Source organism: Halomonas sp. 3A7M, from assembly GCF_014897875.1.
In the GTDB taxonomy this organism is placed as follows: Bacteria; Pseudomonadota; Gammaproteobacteria; order Pseudomonadales; family Halomonadaceae; genus Vreelandella.
On the sequence record NZ_JABUZD010000030.1, the window covers coordinates 42,488 to 58,745 of the forward strand.

Consider the following 16,258-nt stretch of genomic DNA (forward strand, 5'->3'; position numbering starts at 1 on the left):
TGGGCGCTACTTTCGCCATCCATGGCGAAAGACCCTCGCTTCAACCTGCCCTCACACCCCTTCATCGAGTGTTTGTAAAAGCAATTATTTTTTTACCGGCAATTAACTTGTTAACAGGGATAACCACAATGAAAACCCTCAAGATTGGCCTGATCGGCACTGGTTTTATGGGTAAAGCCCACGCCATTGCCTTTAATGCAGCATCCAGTGTTTTTGAACTGCCTGCCAAGCCCGTTTGCGAACTGCTGGCGGATGTCGACCTTGCCACTGCGGAGAGCCGAGCACGTGCCTGGGGATTTGCTCGCGCCACCGATGACTGGCGCGCCCTGGTGGCCGACAGTGACGTGGACGTGGTGGATATCTGCGCGCCTAACTTTCTGCATAAAGAGATGGCGCTGGCCGCCATTGCCGCTGGTAAGCATGTTTACGCCGAAAAACCGCTGGCGTTGAGCACGGCAGACGCCGACGAGATGGTCGCCGCGGCTGAAAAAGCGGGCGTCAAAACTCTGGTGGGCTTTAACTATATTCGCAATTCCGCCACCCAGTTGGCTCGTCAGATTGTCGCCAGCGGTGAAATTGGTGAGCTGATTCACTTTCGTGGGCGGCACAACGAGGATTACCTGCTCGACCCGGAAAAGCCCCACGACTGGCATACCAAGCGGGCGACCGCAGGGGCCGGTGCGTTAGGTGATGTGGGCTCGCATATCCTCAATATGGCCGAATTTTTAACCGGGCAGCGGATTAGCGAGGTTTGCGGCCAGCTACAGACTGTCATCCCCTCTCGGCCCAATGCCGACGGCAGCGGTATGGCCGCGGTGGAAAACGACGATCAGGCCCAGGCCATGCTGCGGTTTGATAAAGGGTTAATCGGCAATATCGAAACGTCTCGGGTGGCGGCTGGTCGAAAAATGGGCTTGGCCTACACGCTAACGGGCACTAAAGGTGCCATTGTGTTTGATCAGGAGCGCATGAGCGAGCTGCAGCTGTATCGCCACGGCGATGCCCACGGCAGGCGTGGGTTCACTACGCTGTTAGCCGGCCCGGAACACCCCGACTATGCGGCCTTTAGCCCCGCACCGGGCCATGGTTTGGGCTATAACGACCAGAAAATTATCGAGGTGCGTGATCTGGTCGAAGGTATCATTAACGATCTTCCCCTCTATCCAGACTTCCGCGAAGCGGCGCGGGTGAATCGTTTGATAGATGCCATCGAAACGTCAGATCAGACGGGGCAGTGGGTGCAAGTCTAATATCAGCAGCCCCGTGCCTGATGATGCCGATGGATAAAGGCGTACTTCACTTCAGGTTTTTCGCACAGTACACCGCGGCGGCCCCTCCAGTTGCAACGCTACAAATAACAACTAACAGGACAAGGCCGCTAAGGATCTGTCAGGAAAACGGAGCCAGCATCGCGCCAATGTCTTTGTCCTCATAGGGCGGATAGACATCGACGGTCTTGTCGGCGGGCGAGATCAAAAGCGACTTAGTGTTGCTGAGTGCATCGAACCCCGTCTTGCCGTAATACTTCCCTATCCCTGAATTGCCGACCCCACCGAAGGGCAGCGAGCCGACCCAGCAATGCAGATTGGTCAGGTTTACGCAGCCGCCGCCGAAGGACACTGACTGAAGAAAGTGCTCGATCGTCGCTTCATCGCGGCTGAAGATATAGGCGGCCAGCGGTTTGTCTCTTGTCTTCAGCATTTCGATCAGCGTGGCCATGTCGCCGTAGCGCAGGATTGGCAGCACCGGACCAAACACCTCCTGCTGCATCGCTGGGTCCGACCAATCGGAAGGATAAAGCAGGGTGGGCTCGACGTAGCGGGCAGGCACATCGAAGCGCCCCCCGAGTACGGTTTTGTCCGGCAGGATATAGGGGGCAACGCGCTGCGCATCTTTCTCGCTGATCATGCGCGCGAAGTCAGGGCTTTGCGACGGATCGGCCCCGTACATGCGCGTGATCGCCGCTTTCAGTTTCTCGACAAAAATGTCTGCGACACTATCATGTACGCAGACGAAACCGGGTGCGATGCACCATTGACCCGAGATCGCGTTATGCCCCCAGGCGATGGCGCCAGCGGCGCGATCAAGGTCTGCGGTCTCGTCGACGATGGTCGGGTTCTGTCCTCCCAGTTCCAGAATCACAGGTGTTAGGTGCTCGGCAGCCGCCCGCATGACGACTTTGCCCACCGCCGAACTGCCGGTGAAGAAGATAAAGTCGAAGGGCAATTCCAGCAGCGCTGAGATCTCCTCGCGTCCACCAGTGACCACGGAAACGTCTTCGGGCTCGAAATACTGAGGCACCAGTTCCGCGAAGAGCGCAGCCGTTGCTGGCGTGGTATTGGCCGGTTTCAGGATCACGGGATTGCCCGCTGCCAGCGCCGCGATGGCCGGATCGAGCAACAGGAGGATCGGCGCATTGAATGGCCCGATCACCAGTGTCACGCCGAAGGGTTCACGTCGGATCACACCGCGCTGGCCGAGCTTTGCCAGCCCCTCAGGGATTTCGACCTCTTCCGGTGCCATCAGCCGGTCCAGATTGTCGCGATAATAGGCGATATTTCCCATCGGCACAGTGATCTCGAACTGCTGTTCGAACGGCGGCTTGCCGAAATCTTGATGAAGTGCTGCACACCAGCGTTCGCGATGTTCAAGCAGCATGCGCTCCATTCTCGCGAGCTGATCTAGCCGCCAGTCGCGTGATTTCGTGCGGTCGCTGAGAAAAGCTGTTTTCTGGCGGTGGAATAGCGTCTCATACGGATTGTTCATATGTCCGGTTCCCCATTAGCGTGCAGGTGTTAACGGTCATTCACTCGACTTCATCCTGTGCTGCGAGGGCCGGTTCAGCTGTCATACCGCTGCTGTACTGTTGTTGTCCGGTGAAGTCGGTCTATTTATTTCCTTCGTTCTTTCCCTCGGCCAGCAGCTTTCCGTTCGACAGTTGTGCCCTGAGCATTGGCATCTTGTTCAAAAGATGGCTCGCTCATCAGAATCGCCCTATTGCCTGATTCCCTGCGCTATCCGGAGCCGTGCCGCACATAGCAGAAATATATGGGCACCTTCTCCAAGTCAAGCGGTGCTTAGCGATTTCTCCTTTCAAGTGTTGCAGTGCCCGCCAGGGGCACATGGTTATAGGATGATTAAAGTAGCTAACCCCAAGAACGACATAAAGCCGACCACATCGGTAACGGTGGTTAAGATGACGGCACCTGATAATGCGGGGTCTATTTGTAACCTTTTCAACACTAAGGGAATCAGCACGCCTGATAAGTTCGCTAGGCTCATATTCACAAAGATGGCCAGCGTAATCACCAGTGTAATCAGCGGATCGCCGAACCACAGGTAGGAAATACCACCAACGACGAGTGCCCACACCAAGCCGTTACTCATCCCCACCCACAGTTCTTTGTTATAGAGCCACTGTTTGTTATTACCGGCGAGCTGGCCGAGCGCTAGGCCGCGTATCACTACCGTGAGGGTTTGGCTGCCCGCAATCCCGCCCATACTCGCGACCACCGGCATCAGGATGGCTAGCGCTACAATTTGATCCAGGACCTCTTCAAACTGCCCAATTACGAAGGCCGCTAAAAATGCAGTGAGCAGGTTAATGCCCAGCCAAATGCCGCGGCTCTTTGCACTGCGCAGTATCGGAGTGAAGACTTCTTCTTCGTCGCTGACGCCCGACATGTGCTTTAACGTCATGTCAGCATCATCTTGGGTGATTTCTAATACATCAGCGGCGTTCAACTGGCCCACTAACAGCCCGTCGCTATCGCAAACCGGAACAAAAGGCAGCTCTTTAGAGCGGAGCAGTGCGGCAGCCTCGCTTACCTTCATCTGGTCATTGAGTGTGAAGGGGGCAACCATGTACTCATCAACGACGCTCTCCTGTGGTTGTTTGACTAGATCAATGAGCGTCAGCGTGCCCAACAGGCGCTTATCCTTGTCGGTAATCATGATCTGTTGCGATTCATCATCCAACAGCTGATGAATACGGATATAGCGCTGTACGGCTTCCAGCGATACGCCCTGTTTTACATTAACCGTTTCTGGGTCCATGTAACGGCCGACCACGTCATCTTCATAAGAATGCAGGTTCTCAACTTGGGCGCGGATCTCTTGATCTAAGCTGGCATAGACGGTCGTTTTGATCTCTTCGTCGGCGACGTCGAGAACTTCAGCCACTTCCTGGGCATCTAGGCCTTTTACGATTTGCTCTACATCGCTGGCAGAAAGGTCTTCAATGTAGTCGGCACGAATATCTTCATCGACTTCGGCGAGTACTTCGCCGAGCAGTGCTTCAGGAATGTACTCCCACAATCGGTCGCGAGTTTTGGTTGGAAAAGACTCGAGCGTGCGCGCAATCGATAAAATATCGAGTTCAGTAAACAGCTCGCTTAGGGCGGCGGTATCTTCCTCATCTAACCGTTTTTGAAGATAGAGCAGTTGCTCCTCTGAATTTGTGTATTTTTCCTCATCGCGCATAGAGCCCGTCCTTATTGGAAGCTTAGTGTTAAAGAAGTGCAAACTCCTGGCGGCTCGCTTTATGAATGTTATAGACAGGTAGGGTTGAAAGCCATGGAGGTACTGTGATGCAAGCACACGGTATACCAGCCCATATCGAGCCCAAGCAGCGCTACAGCTGGAAGTGGCGATCACTTCACTAAACGATGAACTATTCAGTCACACTTAGCTATGAGACGAAGGCTCTGGCCGGGTAGCCAGCCAAAGGGCAATCAGCATTAGTAGGGCCACCACTGCCCCGCTTAACCAGCCAGGCCCGAGTGACCAGACGGTGATTACGGCACTCAACGCTATCGTGCAAACGGCAAAAATCTTAGCGCGCTTGGGTATGGCGCGCTCTTGTTCCCAGGTAACCAGCAGCGGCCCGACATAGTGGCGGGAGCGAATCCAGGCCTCAAAACGTGGAGACCCCCTTGAGGCACAGTAAATAGCGATTAGCATAAACACGGTGGTCGGCAATAGGGGCAGAAAAATGCCTAATACGCCGATGCTAAAACTCATCCCTGCCAGCATTACCCACATGAGGCTGATCAGTCTCATTCTTGCTCCCCAATTGGCACACGGTAATGCATATATTGCCCGTTACGTATGGGATAAGTATGGACTTATATGAAGGCTTTGCCACTCTGCGGGATAGAGCTCGTTGGCTGCTGAACGTTATCTTAAGGCGTTAGGGCGAGAAGAGGGGCTGCAGCGTTACTGCTATTGATAGGCTGCAGCTCTACGTCATACACCTTGGCGATGGTGGCGGGGTCAAGCACTAGGGCGGGCGAGCCGTGAGCAATACGCTGGCCCTGATGTAACAGCCATACCCGATCGGCGTAGGTGCTGGCGAGATTGAGGTCGTGGAGCACGCAGACAATCGCCATATTGTTCCGTTCTGCCCAGGTGCGTAGTTGACGCATTAAGCGCTGTTGCTGGCCGATATCGAGTGCGCTAGTGGGTTCATCCAGCAGTAAAAGCCCGCCATCTTTAGCGGTAGGAGAGCGCCGTGAGAGTAGCTGGCAGGCACCTCGTGCAATCATTACCCGTTGGCGTTCACCGCCAGAGAGTGAAAGTACGCTGCGTTTAGCTAACTGCGTCAGATCTAGGTCATGCAGCAGTTCCGCAATCAGTGCATTGCTGGGGTTGCTGCCTAAGCTCACCAGCTCAAAGGTTTGCCAATCAAAGCCGGGCAACTCTTGCTGGGCGACCAGCGCCCGGCGATTGGCAAGCTCGTTGATTGGCCACTCACTCAGGCGTTTTCCATCCAGATGTAGCTCGCCCTGTTCACAGGGACGAAATCCCGACAGCATGCTGAGTAGTGTGCTTTTGCCCGCGCCGTTGGGGCCAACAATGGCGAGTAGCTCACCAGGGCGAAGGGTGCCGTCCAGCGGCGCGATTGAGGGCGTGGTGGTAAAACCCGCCTGATGTAGAGTTAGCATGCCCGGTTCCGACGCATTAGCAGGTAAAGAAAATAGGGGCCGCCCAGTAGGCTGGTTAACAGCCCGACGGGGATTTCGGCGGGCGCGCCGAGGGTGCGCGCCAGGGTGTCGGCCACCACTAGCAGTAGTGCACCGCCTAACATAGAGGCGGGTAGCAGCAGGCGATGGCCAGGCCCGAGCCAAAGTCGCAGGCAGTGGGGGACGAGTAAACCAAGAAAGCCAATCACGCCGGTAAGCGCGACGCACAGCCCTACACCCAGCGAGGTAGCAACGACCACGCGGCGTTTTAAGCACGTTGCATCCAGGCCTGCCGCATGGGCGGTAGATTCGCCTAGCTGAAGTAGGTCAAGCTCACGAGCGCTGCGTATTAACAGCCATAGGGCAACAGCAATCAGGGCAAGGGCTACGGCGGTGGTGCGCCACAGAGCGTTGGTAAGCGTGCCCATTCCCCATAAGCTGAGCTGACGAAGTTGCTCGTCGCTGGCAATAAACGCCAGTACGCCGCCTCCAGCGCCTGCTAACGTGTTGATTGCTAAGCCTGCTAGTAGCAGTGACATGACGGCGGCACTGCCACCCCCTTGGCGCTTGGCAATGCCAAACACCACTAAGCAAACACTAAGCGCACCGAGAAAGCCCGCTGCAAACTGGCCATAGAGGCTACCGGCAGCGCTGTCCTGAAATAGCACAATCCAAAGTGCTACAAATAGCCCTGCACCACTGGCAAGGCCTAATAGCGTTGGGTCGGCCAATGGGTTTCTAAATAGCCCCTGCATGGCGGCACCACTGCCCGCCAGCATCGCCCCCACGGCAACCCCCAGGAGCAGGCGCGGTAGGCGTAGCTGCCACCACACTTGGACACTGAGCTCATCTGCGCTGCCATTAACGAGTGCCCAGGGCGACACACCTAACGCGCCTGAAGCAGCACCCCAGCCAAGGGCGATCAATAACGCCAGGGTAAGGCCACTTAACACCCGTGCTGTTCGACTAAGCGGTAACAAGGGACGATAACGATCATGGGAAGCGCTGGTGATCATCGGCTGACCTGCTCTGTGCCCAGCAGTGCTTCAATGTTCTGGCGCAAGGTAAATAGCTGCTCAGGCGTGCGAGGGCCAAAACCGAGCAGGGCCTGATCATCAATCACAATAAGCCGCTGTTCGCGTCCTGCGGGCGTTAAGCGCATACCCGGTAACTGCCATAGCGCATTTTCACCGCCCAGCGCGTCTAACCCCCGTTGGGACATAATCACCAGTGCGGGTGCTTCTTTTGCCAGCGCCTCTGCCGCAACGCTTTGATAGCCCGCCATATCGCCAAAAGCATTGTCGAGGCCAACGGCATTCAAGGCTATATGGGCGGCGGTGTCGCTGCCGGCAACCCGCGGTGTTAGGCCACTATGGTGAAGAATAAACATCGCACGCGTATCCGGCAGCGGGGGAAGAGCCGCCAAGCGCTCAAGCGTTGCGGTGAGTGAGGCTGCCAACTCGTCACCCCTTTGTTGGCGTTGCGTGTGCTGAGCCACCGTGCGGACTTTCTCGGCAATCGAGGAAAGGTCAGCAGGGGCATCAATCACATCAACCGTTACACCCACGGCCTCTAGCTGTTCCAACACTTCTTTCGGGCCGGAATGTCCCGCGGCTAACACACGGTCCGGCGCCACTGAGAGTACGCTTTCTGCCGACAGCTGGCGCAGATAGCCTACCGAGGGCAGTGCGGCCATTTCGGGCGGGTGGAGCACCGTATCATCGCGGGCAACGACCTCGATATCCGCGTCAAGCGCGGCGATGATTTCAGCGATATCGCCGCCCAGAATGACCCAGCGTTCGTTGGCTAGCGCCCCGCCAGTGGTTAGCCAGCCAATCAGTAGCGCGGCAAGCGAGTGGCGTGCGAAGCGTGTGACATTCATGCCACGGCCTCTTGGTTGCCGAGTTCATTCAGCAACTGCCGCCACTCGGGCCGCTCCACGCGACCTTCCTGGCGCTCAGCGTAAATTTGCAGCACCAAAGAACCCTCTGCATCAAAGGCTTCTACACTGGTGACGCCACCGTCGCGGTTAGGCTTGCTGACCTGCCACACTTGCTCAATGGCAGTGTCATTAAGGTGCAGCGTGAACTGCTCGCCAAACAGGTTCAGCCAGCCGCGGGCGCGCTGAGGTTCAGGTAGCGTGCCCGTGCGAATTTGCACACAGCCAGGACTGGCTACGAACAGCATCAGTGGCAGTGTGCGCTGACTGGCTTTGGTTAACAGATTTTCCAGGGCATCGACGGGCAGCGCGCGAGTATAACGGCCTTCCATTAGCTGGTTGGCTTCAATGCGCTCTAGATGGTGGCGCTGGAGCAGGGCGAAAAATTGGTGCACATCGCGCATCGCCGCCCATTCGCTGGCGAGTGTCGGCGCTTCAGGAAGAGCACGCTTTAAGCGGGGCACACTTTGGGTAAACGCGGGGGTATCTAGGGTGCCTAGAGCAGCTAATGCGCCCCATGGGCGGGGCAGCGGATTTTCCAGCGCAAAGCTTTTGTGAATGGCGCAGCCATGCTGATTGAAAATTTGCAGGCTCCAGCGCCACTGGCCTTGTTCACTCTCCGTTGGCAGGGGGGCATGAATAGGGTCGCGGATTAGGCAAGCCCAGTGCCAATGGGAATACAGCAACCGTAAATCTAGGCCACCTGGGTCAAGCAGCAAGCCGGTTTGCGGCCCACCGTCTAGGTCAGGGTAATCACCGGTTTGCTCAAGCACGGCTAAACGGGAGCGGGTGAGCGCTTTGACTCGGCCTAACAGGGGGAGGCGCGCCGCAAGGTCTTTCGGCGCGAGGGGCAGCGTCCATACGTCACGGCCTAAGCGCGCGGCCTGAAGTTCGCCTTCACTGATTGATAAGCGCTCGGCAATATCAATCGCTGGCAGGCGAGGCTGTGCTGCTCGTGCTGCGTCAAAGGCTTCAAGAATTGCGATCTGCTGGGACTCAATCATACGTCACCTCTAGGCTTAACATTGCAAGGAGTTACCACTGCCAGTTGAGGGTGGCGAACAGGCTACGTCCGTCGCCCAGACTGCCATCGGGCCGATACCATACTTTGTCGCCGAGGTTGGCGAGGCGCAGCGCGGTATCAATAGCGGGGGTGATTTGCCAAGCAAGGTGGATATCGTGCAGCCCATAGCCTGGCAGGCGTTCATCGTCGCCCTGTTTGTCGAACGCCTGAGCAAAGCGACTTTGCCAGCCGACCCGTACAGTGCCGTTATAAAGCGCAACGTCACTGCCCAGCGTCATTTCCAGAGGTGTTTGGCTACCCAGGGCCTCACCGCTGTCGCGATCTTTGCCGGATACCTCTGAAAGACCTACAAAGCTGGTCAGCAGCGGGAATGCGCTAGGTTGCCAAGTAAGTCGGGCGTCATAGCCCCATAGCTGAGCACGCTGCACGTTTACGGCCTGAGTCGTGCCCGCCATGATATCGACCTGAGTGTCAATGAAGTCGTCTGCACGAGTGTCGAAGTAGCTGGCGCGCGCCTGCCAGTCGCCTTGGTGCCATACCACACCGCTTTCCCAGGTGCGGCTGGTTTCAGGCGACAGGTTAGGGTTGGGAATCCAGTAGTTATCCGGCGTGCAGAAGGTGGGCCCGGCGCAGAAACCGGCAAAGTGGCGCTCATTAGCGTAAAGCTCGGAAAGACTGGGTGCGCGGAAGGCTTCGGCGTAGCCGGAGAACAGCATCAAGGTGTCGTCGGGTCGCCAGGCAAGGCGGAAGCGCGGCGACACTTGGTCGTGCACGCTGTCGGCATCGTTTTGACCGCTGGCGTCATAGCGGTCATAGCGCGCGCCAATGCCGACGTCAAACTGCCCCGCGCCGCCCTCTGCTAAATAGCGGCCCGCAGTAAGCGTGGTATCAAGATAGGCTGACTGGGTATCGATATCAGCGTGAGGGAAACCATTCGCTTCACCGTCAGGCCGTTGGCGAGCCTGTTCCAGCTCTGCGCCAAACACCAGCGTTTGTGAAAGCCAGCCATGGTCGATGCTGTGATAGCCATCGCTCTGCAGGCCGATCCGCTCAAGGGTACGGTTAGCCTGTGGTTCGTCGATATCCTGTTGGCTAAAGGTAAGCTGAGAGGTGATTTCAGTGGCCCCACTCGGTTGCCAGCGGTGGCCAAGTTGTACGTTATTACTCTCAACATCACGGTCGCGTAATGGGTTGCTAGCGTTGGTTGATAGCTGTTGCGGATTAGCGGGTTGGGTGGCGCGCTCATCATAGTGCTGCCAGCTAATAAACACCCGTTGGTCGTCGCTTGGTTCCCAGCCGCCTTTTAAAAGCAGGCTATTGAGGCTGGCATCTTCTACTGCATCATCACCGCCCGCGCGACGAATATCGCCGGACTCGCTACGGCCCACAGAAAATAGCCCATCCACTTGCCCGTTAGCCGTGGCGCGGCGACCAAACGCCGTCAGGCTGCCGCGTAGCTCGTCGTTCGCTGTTGCCCCGCCTAGAGAAAGACGTGCACCGCTATCTTCACCTGGGGCTAATAGGTCGCTGGCCTCGACACTGGTAAAGCTAACAACGCCGCCCATGGCATTGCTACCGTACAGACTGGAAAGCGAGCCACGGGCAATCTGCACTTCTTGGATCAGCGCTGGGTCGAGGAAGAAGTTGCCCACATGGCCAGTGGAAATATCCTGGCGAACACCGTCCAGGCGCACCAGTACACCATTTCTGCCGAAGCCACGCATACTCAGCGTTTGGCCGTTACGGCGTCCTTGGCCAGCCACATGCAGGCCAGGCTGGCGGCTCAGCACGTCTTCAACGCGGCTCGCGGTGGCAAGCGTTGCGTCTTGGCGGTCGATGATGTCGATAATCAGCGGTGCGCGGGACAGATCCGTCGGTGCTCGGGTACCTGTGACTGTGAGGGGGTCTAAGCCCGAGTCATTGGCGTTGGCAGGCAGAAGAGGGAGTAAGGTAAGGCAAAAGCCTAACGTGTGAGTTGGTTTCATGGGCCAGACAGTTCCAGCAGAAAGTGATGGATAATGTTGCTGGCTGGGTGCGATGGGCTACCTGGCTGGTTAAAAGGGTTAGTAGTAGGTAAGTGATTATTTTAAAAGGCTTACGCCGTTAAGATCAGCTTGCCGCTTTTCGTGCGTCGCAGCACATAGCGTCGCTGTTCATGGTGAATAACCAACTGACCGTCTTGATCAAGCAGCGCCTGACTTGTCACTTCGCGAGATGCGCTAGGCGAGCCTTCTGGCGGAACGTCTTTTTTTCTGGGCTGCATGAGAGGTTGTTTCCTGTGGTAATGATAACTATTAGCATTAATTTAGCAGATTTGACTACCTCTCACAACCATCACTCCCAACCTTACCTAACCACCGTGCAGATGCTTAACCAACAGTTTTTAAAGGTGGGGAATAGCTTGCGAATGAACGTTCACCTAACAGTAGAGTTCTCGTCATTACCCTGTCATTTAAATTGATTAGTGTCCTCTTAACATAAAACTAGCGCGTGTTAACCGTGACGAGAGGATCGTAGTTATGAGCAAGGAAATTGAAGACCATCGCCTGTTAAATCAGAGCAGCAACCAGCCGTTTGCGGATGTGTTAGCGCAGCATGTTTCGCGACGAGCGGTAATGCGGGGCGGCTTAGGTTTGGCCGCTGCTTCAATGCTTGGCTTTGGCGGTGCCGCCCAAGCACTGGCTTCAAACGGGGCGCAAAAAACGCCGTTGACGCTGGCGTTTGAGGCGGTTCAAGGATCGCTAACGGATGCTGTCGTAGTGCCTGAAGGCTATGTTGCCCAAGTGCTGGTGCCGTGGGGCACGCCGTTGAGCGCTGGTGACAGCTGGCAGTCCGACCAGTCAATGACCGCCGAGCGTCAAGCCGCTAGCGTGGGTATGAACCACGATGGAATGGCTAGTTTTGCCCTGGATGCTGACAACGCCTCACGGCGCTTTGTGCTGGTGCTCAACAACGAATATATCGATCAAGCAGCGCTGTGGGCACCTCAAGGTGGCCCGACCAATACGTCAGAAGGCAAGCGCCCCGCCGAAGAGTCGCGTACTGAAATCAACGCTCACGGTGTCACTATTGTGGAAGTTGAGAAAGACGCTAACGGACACTGGTCGCATGTGCCCGGCTCCCGCTATAACCGCCGTCTTACCAGCGCGACGGTGATGGAAATTGCAGGCCCAGTGGCAGGCAGTGACTATGTGAAAACGCGTTTCTCCCCAGCGGGTACGCAAACCCGTGGCACCAATAACAACTGTGGTAATGGGTTAACGCCCTGGGGTACTTATATCGCTTGCGAAGAGAACTGGCCCAATGTGTTCATTAATCACGGCCAACTCTTCCAGGACGACGCGCGGATTGGTATTCCTACCGATAAAAGCCGCTATGGTTGGGATACCTCGGCGGGTGATGCCTCTGAAGAAAACGATGAGTTTGCGCGTTTCAATATCACGCCACGGGGCGAGCGTGCTGAAGATGATTACCGCAACGAAGCGCGCACCTTTGGCTACCAAGTTGAAGTCGATCCCTATAGTGATGCTTACGCGGTAAAACGCACGGCACTTGGTCGTTTCCGTCATGAAGGGTGCTGGCTAGGTAAGCTGGAAGCAGGGCAACCCGTGGTGTACTACTCTGGCCACGATTCCCGCAACGAGTACGTCTATAAGTATGTTTCTGACGCTGCCTGGGATCCCGCCGATGCCAATCGTCCGGGTGAAGCGTATGACCGCCTCGCCATTGGTAGTAAATATCTGGATAACGGCACCCTCTATGTGGCTCGCTTCAACGCTGATGGCAGCGGTGAGTGGTTGCCGCTAACACCTAACGCGCAAACACGCGATGGCCGTTCGTTGGCAACGGCTTTGGGCTTGGCAGAGGATGATTTAGCTGGAGTGATTATTAACACCTGTGATGCAGCGGATCTAATGGGAGCGACACCAATGGACCGCCCAGAGTGGGCAACCGTGGATCCTTCCTCTGGCGAGGTGTATCTAACGCTGACCAATAATTCGAAGCGTAGCGAAGAAGCTGCAGCGGCTACTTTCACCAATCAAGGCGATGACATTGCTCAGCTAGGGGTAGGCTATGAGACAGCCCCGGCCAACGCCGTTAATCCACGCGCTAATAACGAAGCAGGTCACATTATCCGCTGGCGTGAAAGCCGCTTGCCGAATGCCTTTCGCTGGGAAGTGTTTGTGTTTGGTGCCGCCACTAATGATGAAGGCAATCATTCTGGCCTGACTGAAATGAACCAGTTTGCCAGCCCCGATGGTCTGTGGTTTGACCAGCGTGATGATGGTCAGGGCATTCTCTGGATACAGACCGATAATGGTTACGAAGGCATTACCGAGTACACCAACGACCAGCTATTAGCCGTGGTGCCTAACAGCCTGGACGAGATTCAGGGTACCGGCCCGGTGATTAACAACAGCAACCAGCAGCAACTGAAACGCTTCGCCGTAGGGCCGAACGGTTGTGAAGTGACCGGCATTTTTGCGACGCCGGACAAAACGGCGCTGTTTATTAATATTCAGCACCCCGGCAACTGGCCCGCGGATGGTAGTGCACTGACCCAAGATGCCACCGCTGAGGCCAGCGGTCAGGTACGCCCTCGGGCATCTACCGTAGTTATTCAGAAGCGCGATGGTGGGCCGATAGGGGTGTGAAAATAGCGGTTGAGTCCTAGTCACCATTTTGGGTGCTTAAAACGCTATTGAGAGCTTCCATTAAAAGCTTCGAACCGGTGAAAGGTTCGGAGCTTTTTTTGATCCTGAGCCTTTTGGGCTTACTGCTTTTTCTGCCGGGCTTCTAACGCGTGGATGGCGTCGATCTTCAATGGGAGCTTGTTGGCCCAGAGAATATCTTCGCGGCAATGGCCAATATCCAGCAGCACCTGATCATCGTAGGCCAATAGCGGCAGTATATGGCGGCGGAAAAGACAGCGCCGCCGGAAACGCCACCAGCCCATATCTAGCGCGCGAATTAGCCTCATTGACGGCATGGCAGGCATGTAAAAATCTACTTGTGGTGGCTTTGGGGGCGGCGCTAATTGGCTGGCTTTTACCCATGCATTTTGGGCATGTTGGGCTGAACATTCACACTTCATCGCGCACCTCTTTTTTCACAACGACTGTGCAGGCAGCGGTGTCTGGGCACCGACTGGACAGGCATGGTTTGTGGTCAATAAGTGAGAGGGTCGCGACCTCTTGTGAACAGCTTGGTACTTCGCCTCGGATCAATCAAACGAAAAGATCTACACTGATCGTTAAGTTTTTCTGAAAGGTGGGCGTGATGAATCAACTATCGACCATAGCTCCCAGCCGAGCTGCCTTGCCGTTACTGGATAGCGAGGTGCTACGCACCTTTGTGACGATTGCGGAGAGCGGCAGCTTCACCCGCGCCGCCCAGCAGCTATTTCGCACCCCATCTGCACTGAGCATGCAGATCAAACGGCTAGAAGAAACACTTGGGCAAACGCTATTTGTGCGCGAGGCGCGCTATGTGCGCCTGACTACCGAGGGGGAAGTACTCCTGGGCTATGGTCGACGGCTGCTTAAGCTCAATGCTGAAGCCGTGACTCAGTTTTTAGCTCCCACCATAGAAGGGCGCGTGGGGCTGGGTATAACTGACGACGTCGTTGGGCGTATTTTACCCAATGTGCTTGCTCAGTTTGCTCGCTCGCATCCGGCCGTGCAGGTCGATGTCGTCGTTGGGCGCAGCAAAGACCTGCTCGCTAGGCTGGATGAGGGAGAACTCGACTTGGCGCTGGTGATGGGCGGAGAGCCTGGTCAGGCGGCGCGCGGTGATGTGGTGCATAGCGAACCGTTAGTGTGGGCTGGTCGTGAGGATGGCGTTGCCGTAGAACGCACACCGCTGCCGGTGACCTTGGCTCAACAGGGGTGTGCGTGGCGGAGGATCGCGCTAAACGCCCTTGATCATGCTGGGGTTAATTACCGGATCGCTTACTCCTGTGACCATTGTGCTGGTCAGGAAGCGGCTATGCTGGCTGATCTGGCTGTGACGGCTTTTCCGAAAAGCTTGATTCGCCCACCGCTCAAACGGTTAAACAACGATGCTCTACCGCCATTGGGCGATTATCAGGTATTTCTTGTCAAGCGTGCGGGCAGTAGTGATGCCAGTGAGGTATTGGCTGAACGAGTGGTAGAGGCATTACGGGAGGGGTGAGCTTAACGCACTGCATTTAGCGGTAGTGAGATTCCCTGGGATGGCCCGTTCAGGGCGAGCCACTACGCCATCACATGATCGTCGCAGGAGGCATGTGCTTGCCATGTCTGTTACGCCTGCTTGCCATACGCCGCCAAAAATACATCCACTGCGCTGCTGATCTGACGATGAATCTCTTCATCGCTGGGGAGCTGACGAACCCCCATACGCACCTCCATAACTAACATGCCTTGCCACATGCTACAGAGTTGGTCGGCGGCTAGTGTGGGTGCGTTAAGTGTTAAGTGCCCGGCGCGGGCTAGCCCCTCAAGCTTTTCCTGCAGCCACTTTTTAGTGGCCCAGGGGCCTGATTCGAAAAAGGCCAGTAGCAGTTCGGGGTGCTGACTTCCCTGTGTACTCATAACGCGCTCAACGGCTAACACGTGGGGCTCCAACAAAAAGCGCACGAGGCTTGTGCCGACTTCAATCAGTGACTGACGCACGGCTTCATGAGTGTCGGGAAGCTGTTCTAGCCCATGACGAATGAGGGCGGTTTCACGCTGAATGACGTTGCCAAATAGCGCTTCTTTGGTTGCAAAATGGCCGTACACAGTCACTTTGGAAACACCCGCTTCACGGGCAACGGCTTCCATGGTCACCCCTTCGAGCCCAAAGCGAAAAAATAGGCAGGCCGCCGCGTCTAGCATCGCGTTGTGCTTAGCCATGTCTTTGGGGCGACCGGCGCTGCGTTTTTTGTCAGGCGGTAAAGGTTGCGAGTCCGTCATTGCGTAAAATCCGTGCCTATCGAATAAATAAATATTGAACGCTGGCGTACACATATTATAGTGAACCGTATCGTTCAAGAATAAACCATTTCGAGGCCATTATGGACACTTCCTTCAATACTTCCTGGCGCCACCGGAGTCGTGGCACGTTGGCGGCCTTAATTATGATGAGTATCACGGTAGTTGCGGTGGTTGCGCTTACTAGCCAGCACAGTCGTGCCCAGTTGGCTAACCAGCAAGAAACGGATAACGCTTTGTTGCAAGTGGTGACGCAGTCTCTTGCCCACTCCGAACAGCTGGAGCGGGACGTGCGCTTAACGGGGCGAGTGGTTGCACGTCAGTCAGTGTCGCCAGGGAAAATGCATGAAAACCCGCGCCATGATGCGGCTTTCAG

At 56.1% G+C, this 16,258-nt stretch carries 14 protein-coding genes and 1 pseudogene; 4 read left to right on the plus strand and 11 right to left on the minus strand.

What is annotated here, in order from left to right; genetic code table 11:
- Nucleotides 1–128: 128 nt before the first annotated feature.
- Nucleotides 129–1,250 (plus strand): Gfo/Idh/MocA family protein, encoded by a 1,122-nt coding sequence (locus INT19_RS02150; protein ID WP_193059547.1) that lies wholly within the window; start codon nt 129–131, stop codon nt 1,248–1,250.
- A gap of 139 nt (nt 1,251–1,389) precedes the next feature.
- Here the strand turns inward: INT19_RS02150 and INT19_RS02155 are convergent, their stop codons facing one another.
- The 9 genes from INT19_RS02155 to hemP form a co-directional block, all read right to left on the minus strand.
- Nucleotides 1,390–2,766: an aldehyde dehydrogenase family protein gene (locus tag INT19_RS02155; protein WP_193059548.1), complete on the minus strand. Its 1,377-nt coding sequence runs from the start codon at nt 2,764–2,766 to the stop codon at nt 1,390–1,392.
- A 360-nt stretch (nt 2,767–3,126) separates the two neighbouring features.
- Complete coding sequence (gene mgtE / locus INT19_RS02160; RefSeq protein WP_193059549.1) at nt 3,127–4,482, minus strand: magnesium transporter; 1,356 nt, start codon at nt 4,480–4,482, stop codon at nt 3,127–3,129.
- Between the two features lie 204 nt (nt 4,483–4,686).
- On the minus strand, nt 4,687–5,061 hold the full coding sequence (locus INT19_RS02165) for a YbaN family protein (RefSeq protein WP_226912429.1): 375 nt from the start codon (nt 5,059–5,061) through the stop codon (nt 4,687–4,689).
- A 122-nt stretch (nt 5,062–5,183) separates the two neighbouring features.
- Nucleotides 5,184–5,945, minus strand: a complete 762-nt coding sequence (locus tag INT19_RS02170) for an ATP-binding cassette domain-containing protein (protein ID WP_193059550.1) — start codon at nt 5,943–5,945, stop codon at nt 5,184–5,186.
- On the minus strand, nt 5,939–6,979 hold the full coding sequence (locus INT19_RS02175; protein ID WP_193059551.1) for a FecCD family ABC transporter permease: 1,041 nt from the start codon (nt 6,977–6,979) through the stop codon (nt 5,939–5,941). Before INT19_RS02175 ends, INT19_RS02170 begins: the two co-directional genes overlap by 7 nt.
- Complete coding sequence (locus INT19_RS02180; protein WP_193059552.1) at nt 6,976–7,845, minus strand: heme/hemin ABC transporter substrate-binding protein; 870 nt, start codon at nt 7,843–7,845, stop codon at nt 6,976–6,978. Before INT19_RS02180 ends, INT19_RS02175 begins: the two co-directional genes overlap by 4 nt.
- On the minus strand, nt 7,842–8,906 hold the full coding sequence (locus INT19_RS02185) for a ChuX/HutX family heme-like substrate-binding protein (protein ID WP_193059553.1): 1,065 nt from the start codon (nt 8,904–8,906) through the stop codon (nt 7,842–7,844). Before INT19_RS02185 ends, INT19_RS02180 begins: the two co-directional genes overlap by 4 nt.
- Nucleotides 8,907–8,937: 31 nt before the next feature.
- A complete protein-coding gene (locus INT19_RS02190; protein ID WP_193059554.1) occupies nt 8,938–10,911 on the minus strand; it encodes a TonB-dependent receptor domain-containing protein in 1,974 nt (657 codons plus the stop codon).
- Nucleotides 10,912–11,021: 110 nt separating this feature from the next.
- The gene (hemP, locus tag INT19_RS02195; protein WP_084183610.1) at nt 11,022–11,189 is read right to left on the minus strand and encodes a hemin uptake protein HemP; all 168 of its coding nucleotides are present in this window, start codon (nt 11,187–11,189) and stop codon (nt 11,022–11,024) included.
- Nucleotides 11,190–11,445: 256 nt separating this feature from the next.
- Between hemP and INT19_RS02200 the strand changes: the two genes are divergently transcribed.
- Nucleotides 11,446–13,581, plus strand: a complete 2,136-nt coding sequence (locus tag INT19_RS02200) for a PhoX family protein (protein WP_193059555.1) — start codon at nt 11,446–11,448, stop codon at nt 13,579–13,581.
- Between the two features lie 119 nt (nt 13,582–13,700).
- Here INT19_RS02200 and INT19_RS02205 read toward each other — a convergent pair whose 3' ends face one another.
- The gene (locus tag INT19_RS02205) at nt 13,701–14,021 is read right to left on the minus strand and encodes a hypothetical protein (protein ID WP_193059556.1); all 321 of its coding nucleotides are present in this window, start codon (nt 14,019–14,021) and stop codon (nt 13,701–13,703) included.
- A 185-nt stretch (nt 14,022–14,206) separates the two neighbouring features.
- Here INT19_RS02205 and INT19_RS02210 point away from each other — a divergent pair, with 185 nt between their 5' ends.
- On the plus strand, nt 14,207–15,100 hold the full coding sequence (locus tag INT19_RS02210) for a LysR substrate-binding domain-containing protein (RefSeq protein ID WP_089040581.1): 894 nt from the start codon (nt 14,207–14,209) through the stop codon (nt 15,098–15,100).
- Between the two features lie 110 nt (nt 15,101–15,210).
- Here the strand turns inward: INT19_RS02210 and INT19_RS02215 are convergent, their stop codons facing one another.
- Nucleotides 15,211–15,864, minus strand: a complete 654-nt coding sequence (locus INT19_RS02215) for a TetR/AcrR family transcriptional regulator (protein ID WP_193059557.1) — start codon at nt 15,862–15,864, stop codon at nt 15,211–15,213.
- Between the two features lie 101 nt (nt 15,865–15,965).
- Between INT19_RS02215 and INT19_RS02220 the strand changes: the two are divergent.
- Nucleotides 15,966–16,258: pseudogene (locus INT19_RS02220) on the plus strand (hypothetical protein); the annotation flags it as partial.

Coding starts and splice junctions, on each gene's coding strand:
- INT19_RS02150 (WP_193059547.1), top strand. CDS start 129: ATGAAAACCCTCAAGATTGGCCTGATCGGCACTGGTTTTATGGGTAAA.
- INT19_RS02155 (WP_193059548.1), bottom strand. CDS start 2,766: ATGAACAATCCGTATGAGACGCTATTCCACCGCCAGAAAACAGCTTTT.
- mgtE (WP_193059549.1), bottom strand. CDS start 4,482: ATGCGCGATGAGGAAAAATACACAAATTCAGAGGAGCAACTGCTCTAT.
- INT19_RS02165 (WP_226912429.1), bottom strand. CDS start 5,061: ATGAGACTGATCAGCCTCATGTGGGTAATGCTGGCAGGGATGAGTTTT.
- INT19_RS02170 (WP_193059550.1), bottom strand. CDS start 5,945: ATGCTAACTCTACATCAGGCGGGTTTTACCACCACGCCCTCAATCGCG.
- INT19_RS02175 (WP_193059551.1), bottom strand. CDS start 6,979: ATGATCACCAGCGCTTCCCATGATCGTTATCGTCCCTTGTTACCGCTT.
- INT19_RS02180 (WP_193059552.1), bottom strand. CDS start 7,845: ATGAATGTCACACGCTTCGCACGCCACTCGCTTGCCGCGCTACTGATT.
- INT19_RS02185 (WP_193059553.1), bottom strand. CDS start 8,906: ATGATTGAGTCCCAGCAGATCGCAATTCTTGAAGCCTTTGACGCAGCA.
- INT19_RS02190 (WP_193059554.1), bottom strand. CDS start 10,911: ATGAAACCAACTCACACGTTAGGCTTTTGCCTTACCTTACTCCCTCTT.
- hemP (WP_084183610.1), bottom strand. CDS start 11,189: ATGCAGCCCAGAAAAAAAGACGTTCCGCCAGAAGGCTCGCCTAGCGCA.
- INT19_RS02200 (WP_193059555.1), top strand. CDS start 11,446: ATGAGCAAGGAAATTGAAGACCATCGCCTGTTAAATCAGAGCAGCAAC.
- INT19_RS02205 (WP_193059556.1), bottom strand. CDS start 14,021: ATGAAGTGTGAATGTTCAGCCCAACATGCCCAAAATGCATGGGTAAAA.
- INT19_RS02210 (WP_089040581.1), top strand. CDS start 14,207: ATGAATCAACTATCGACCATAGCTCCCAGCCGAGCTGCCTTGCCGTTA.
- INT19_RS02215 (WP_193059557.1), bottom strand. CDS start 15,864: ATGACGGACTCGCAACCTTTACCGCCTGACAAAAAACGCAGCGCCGGT.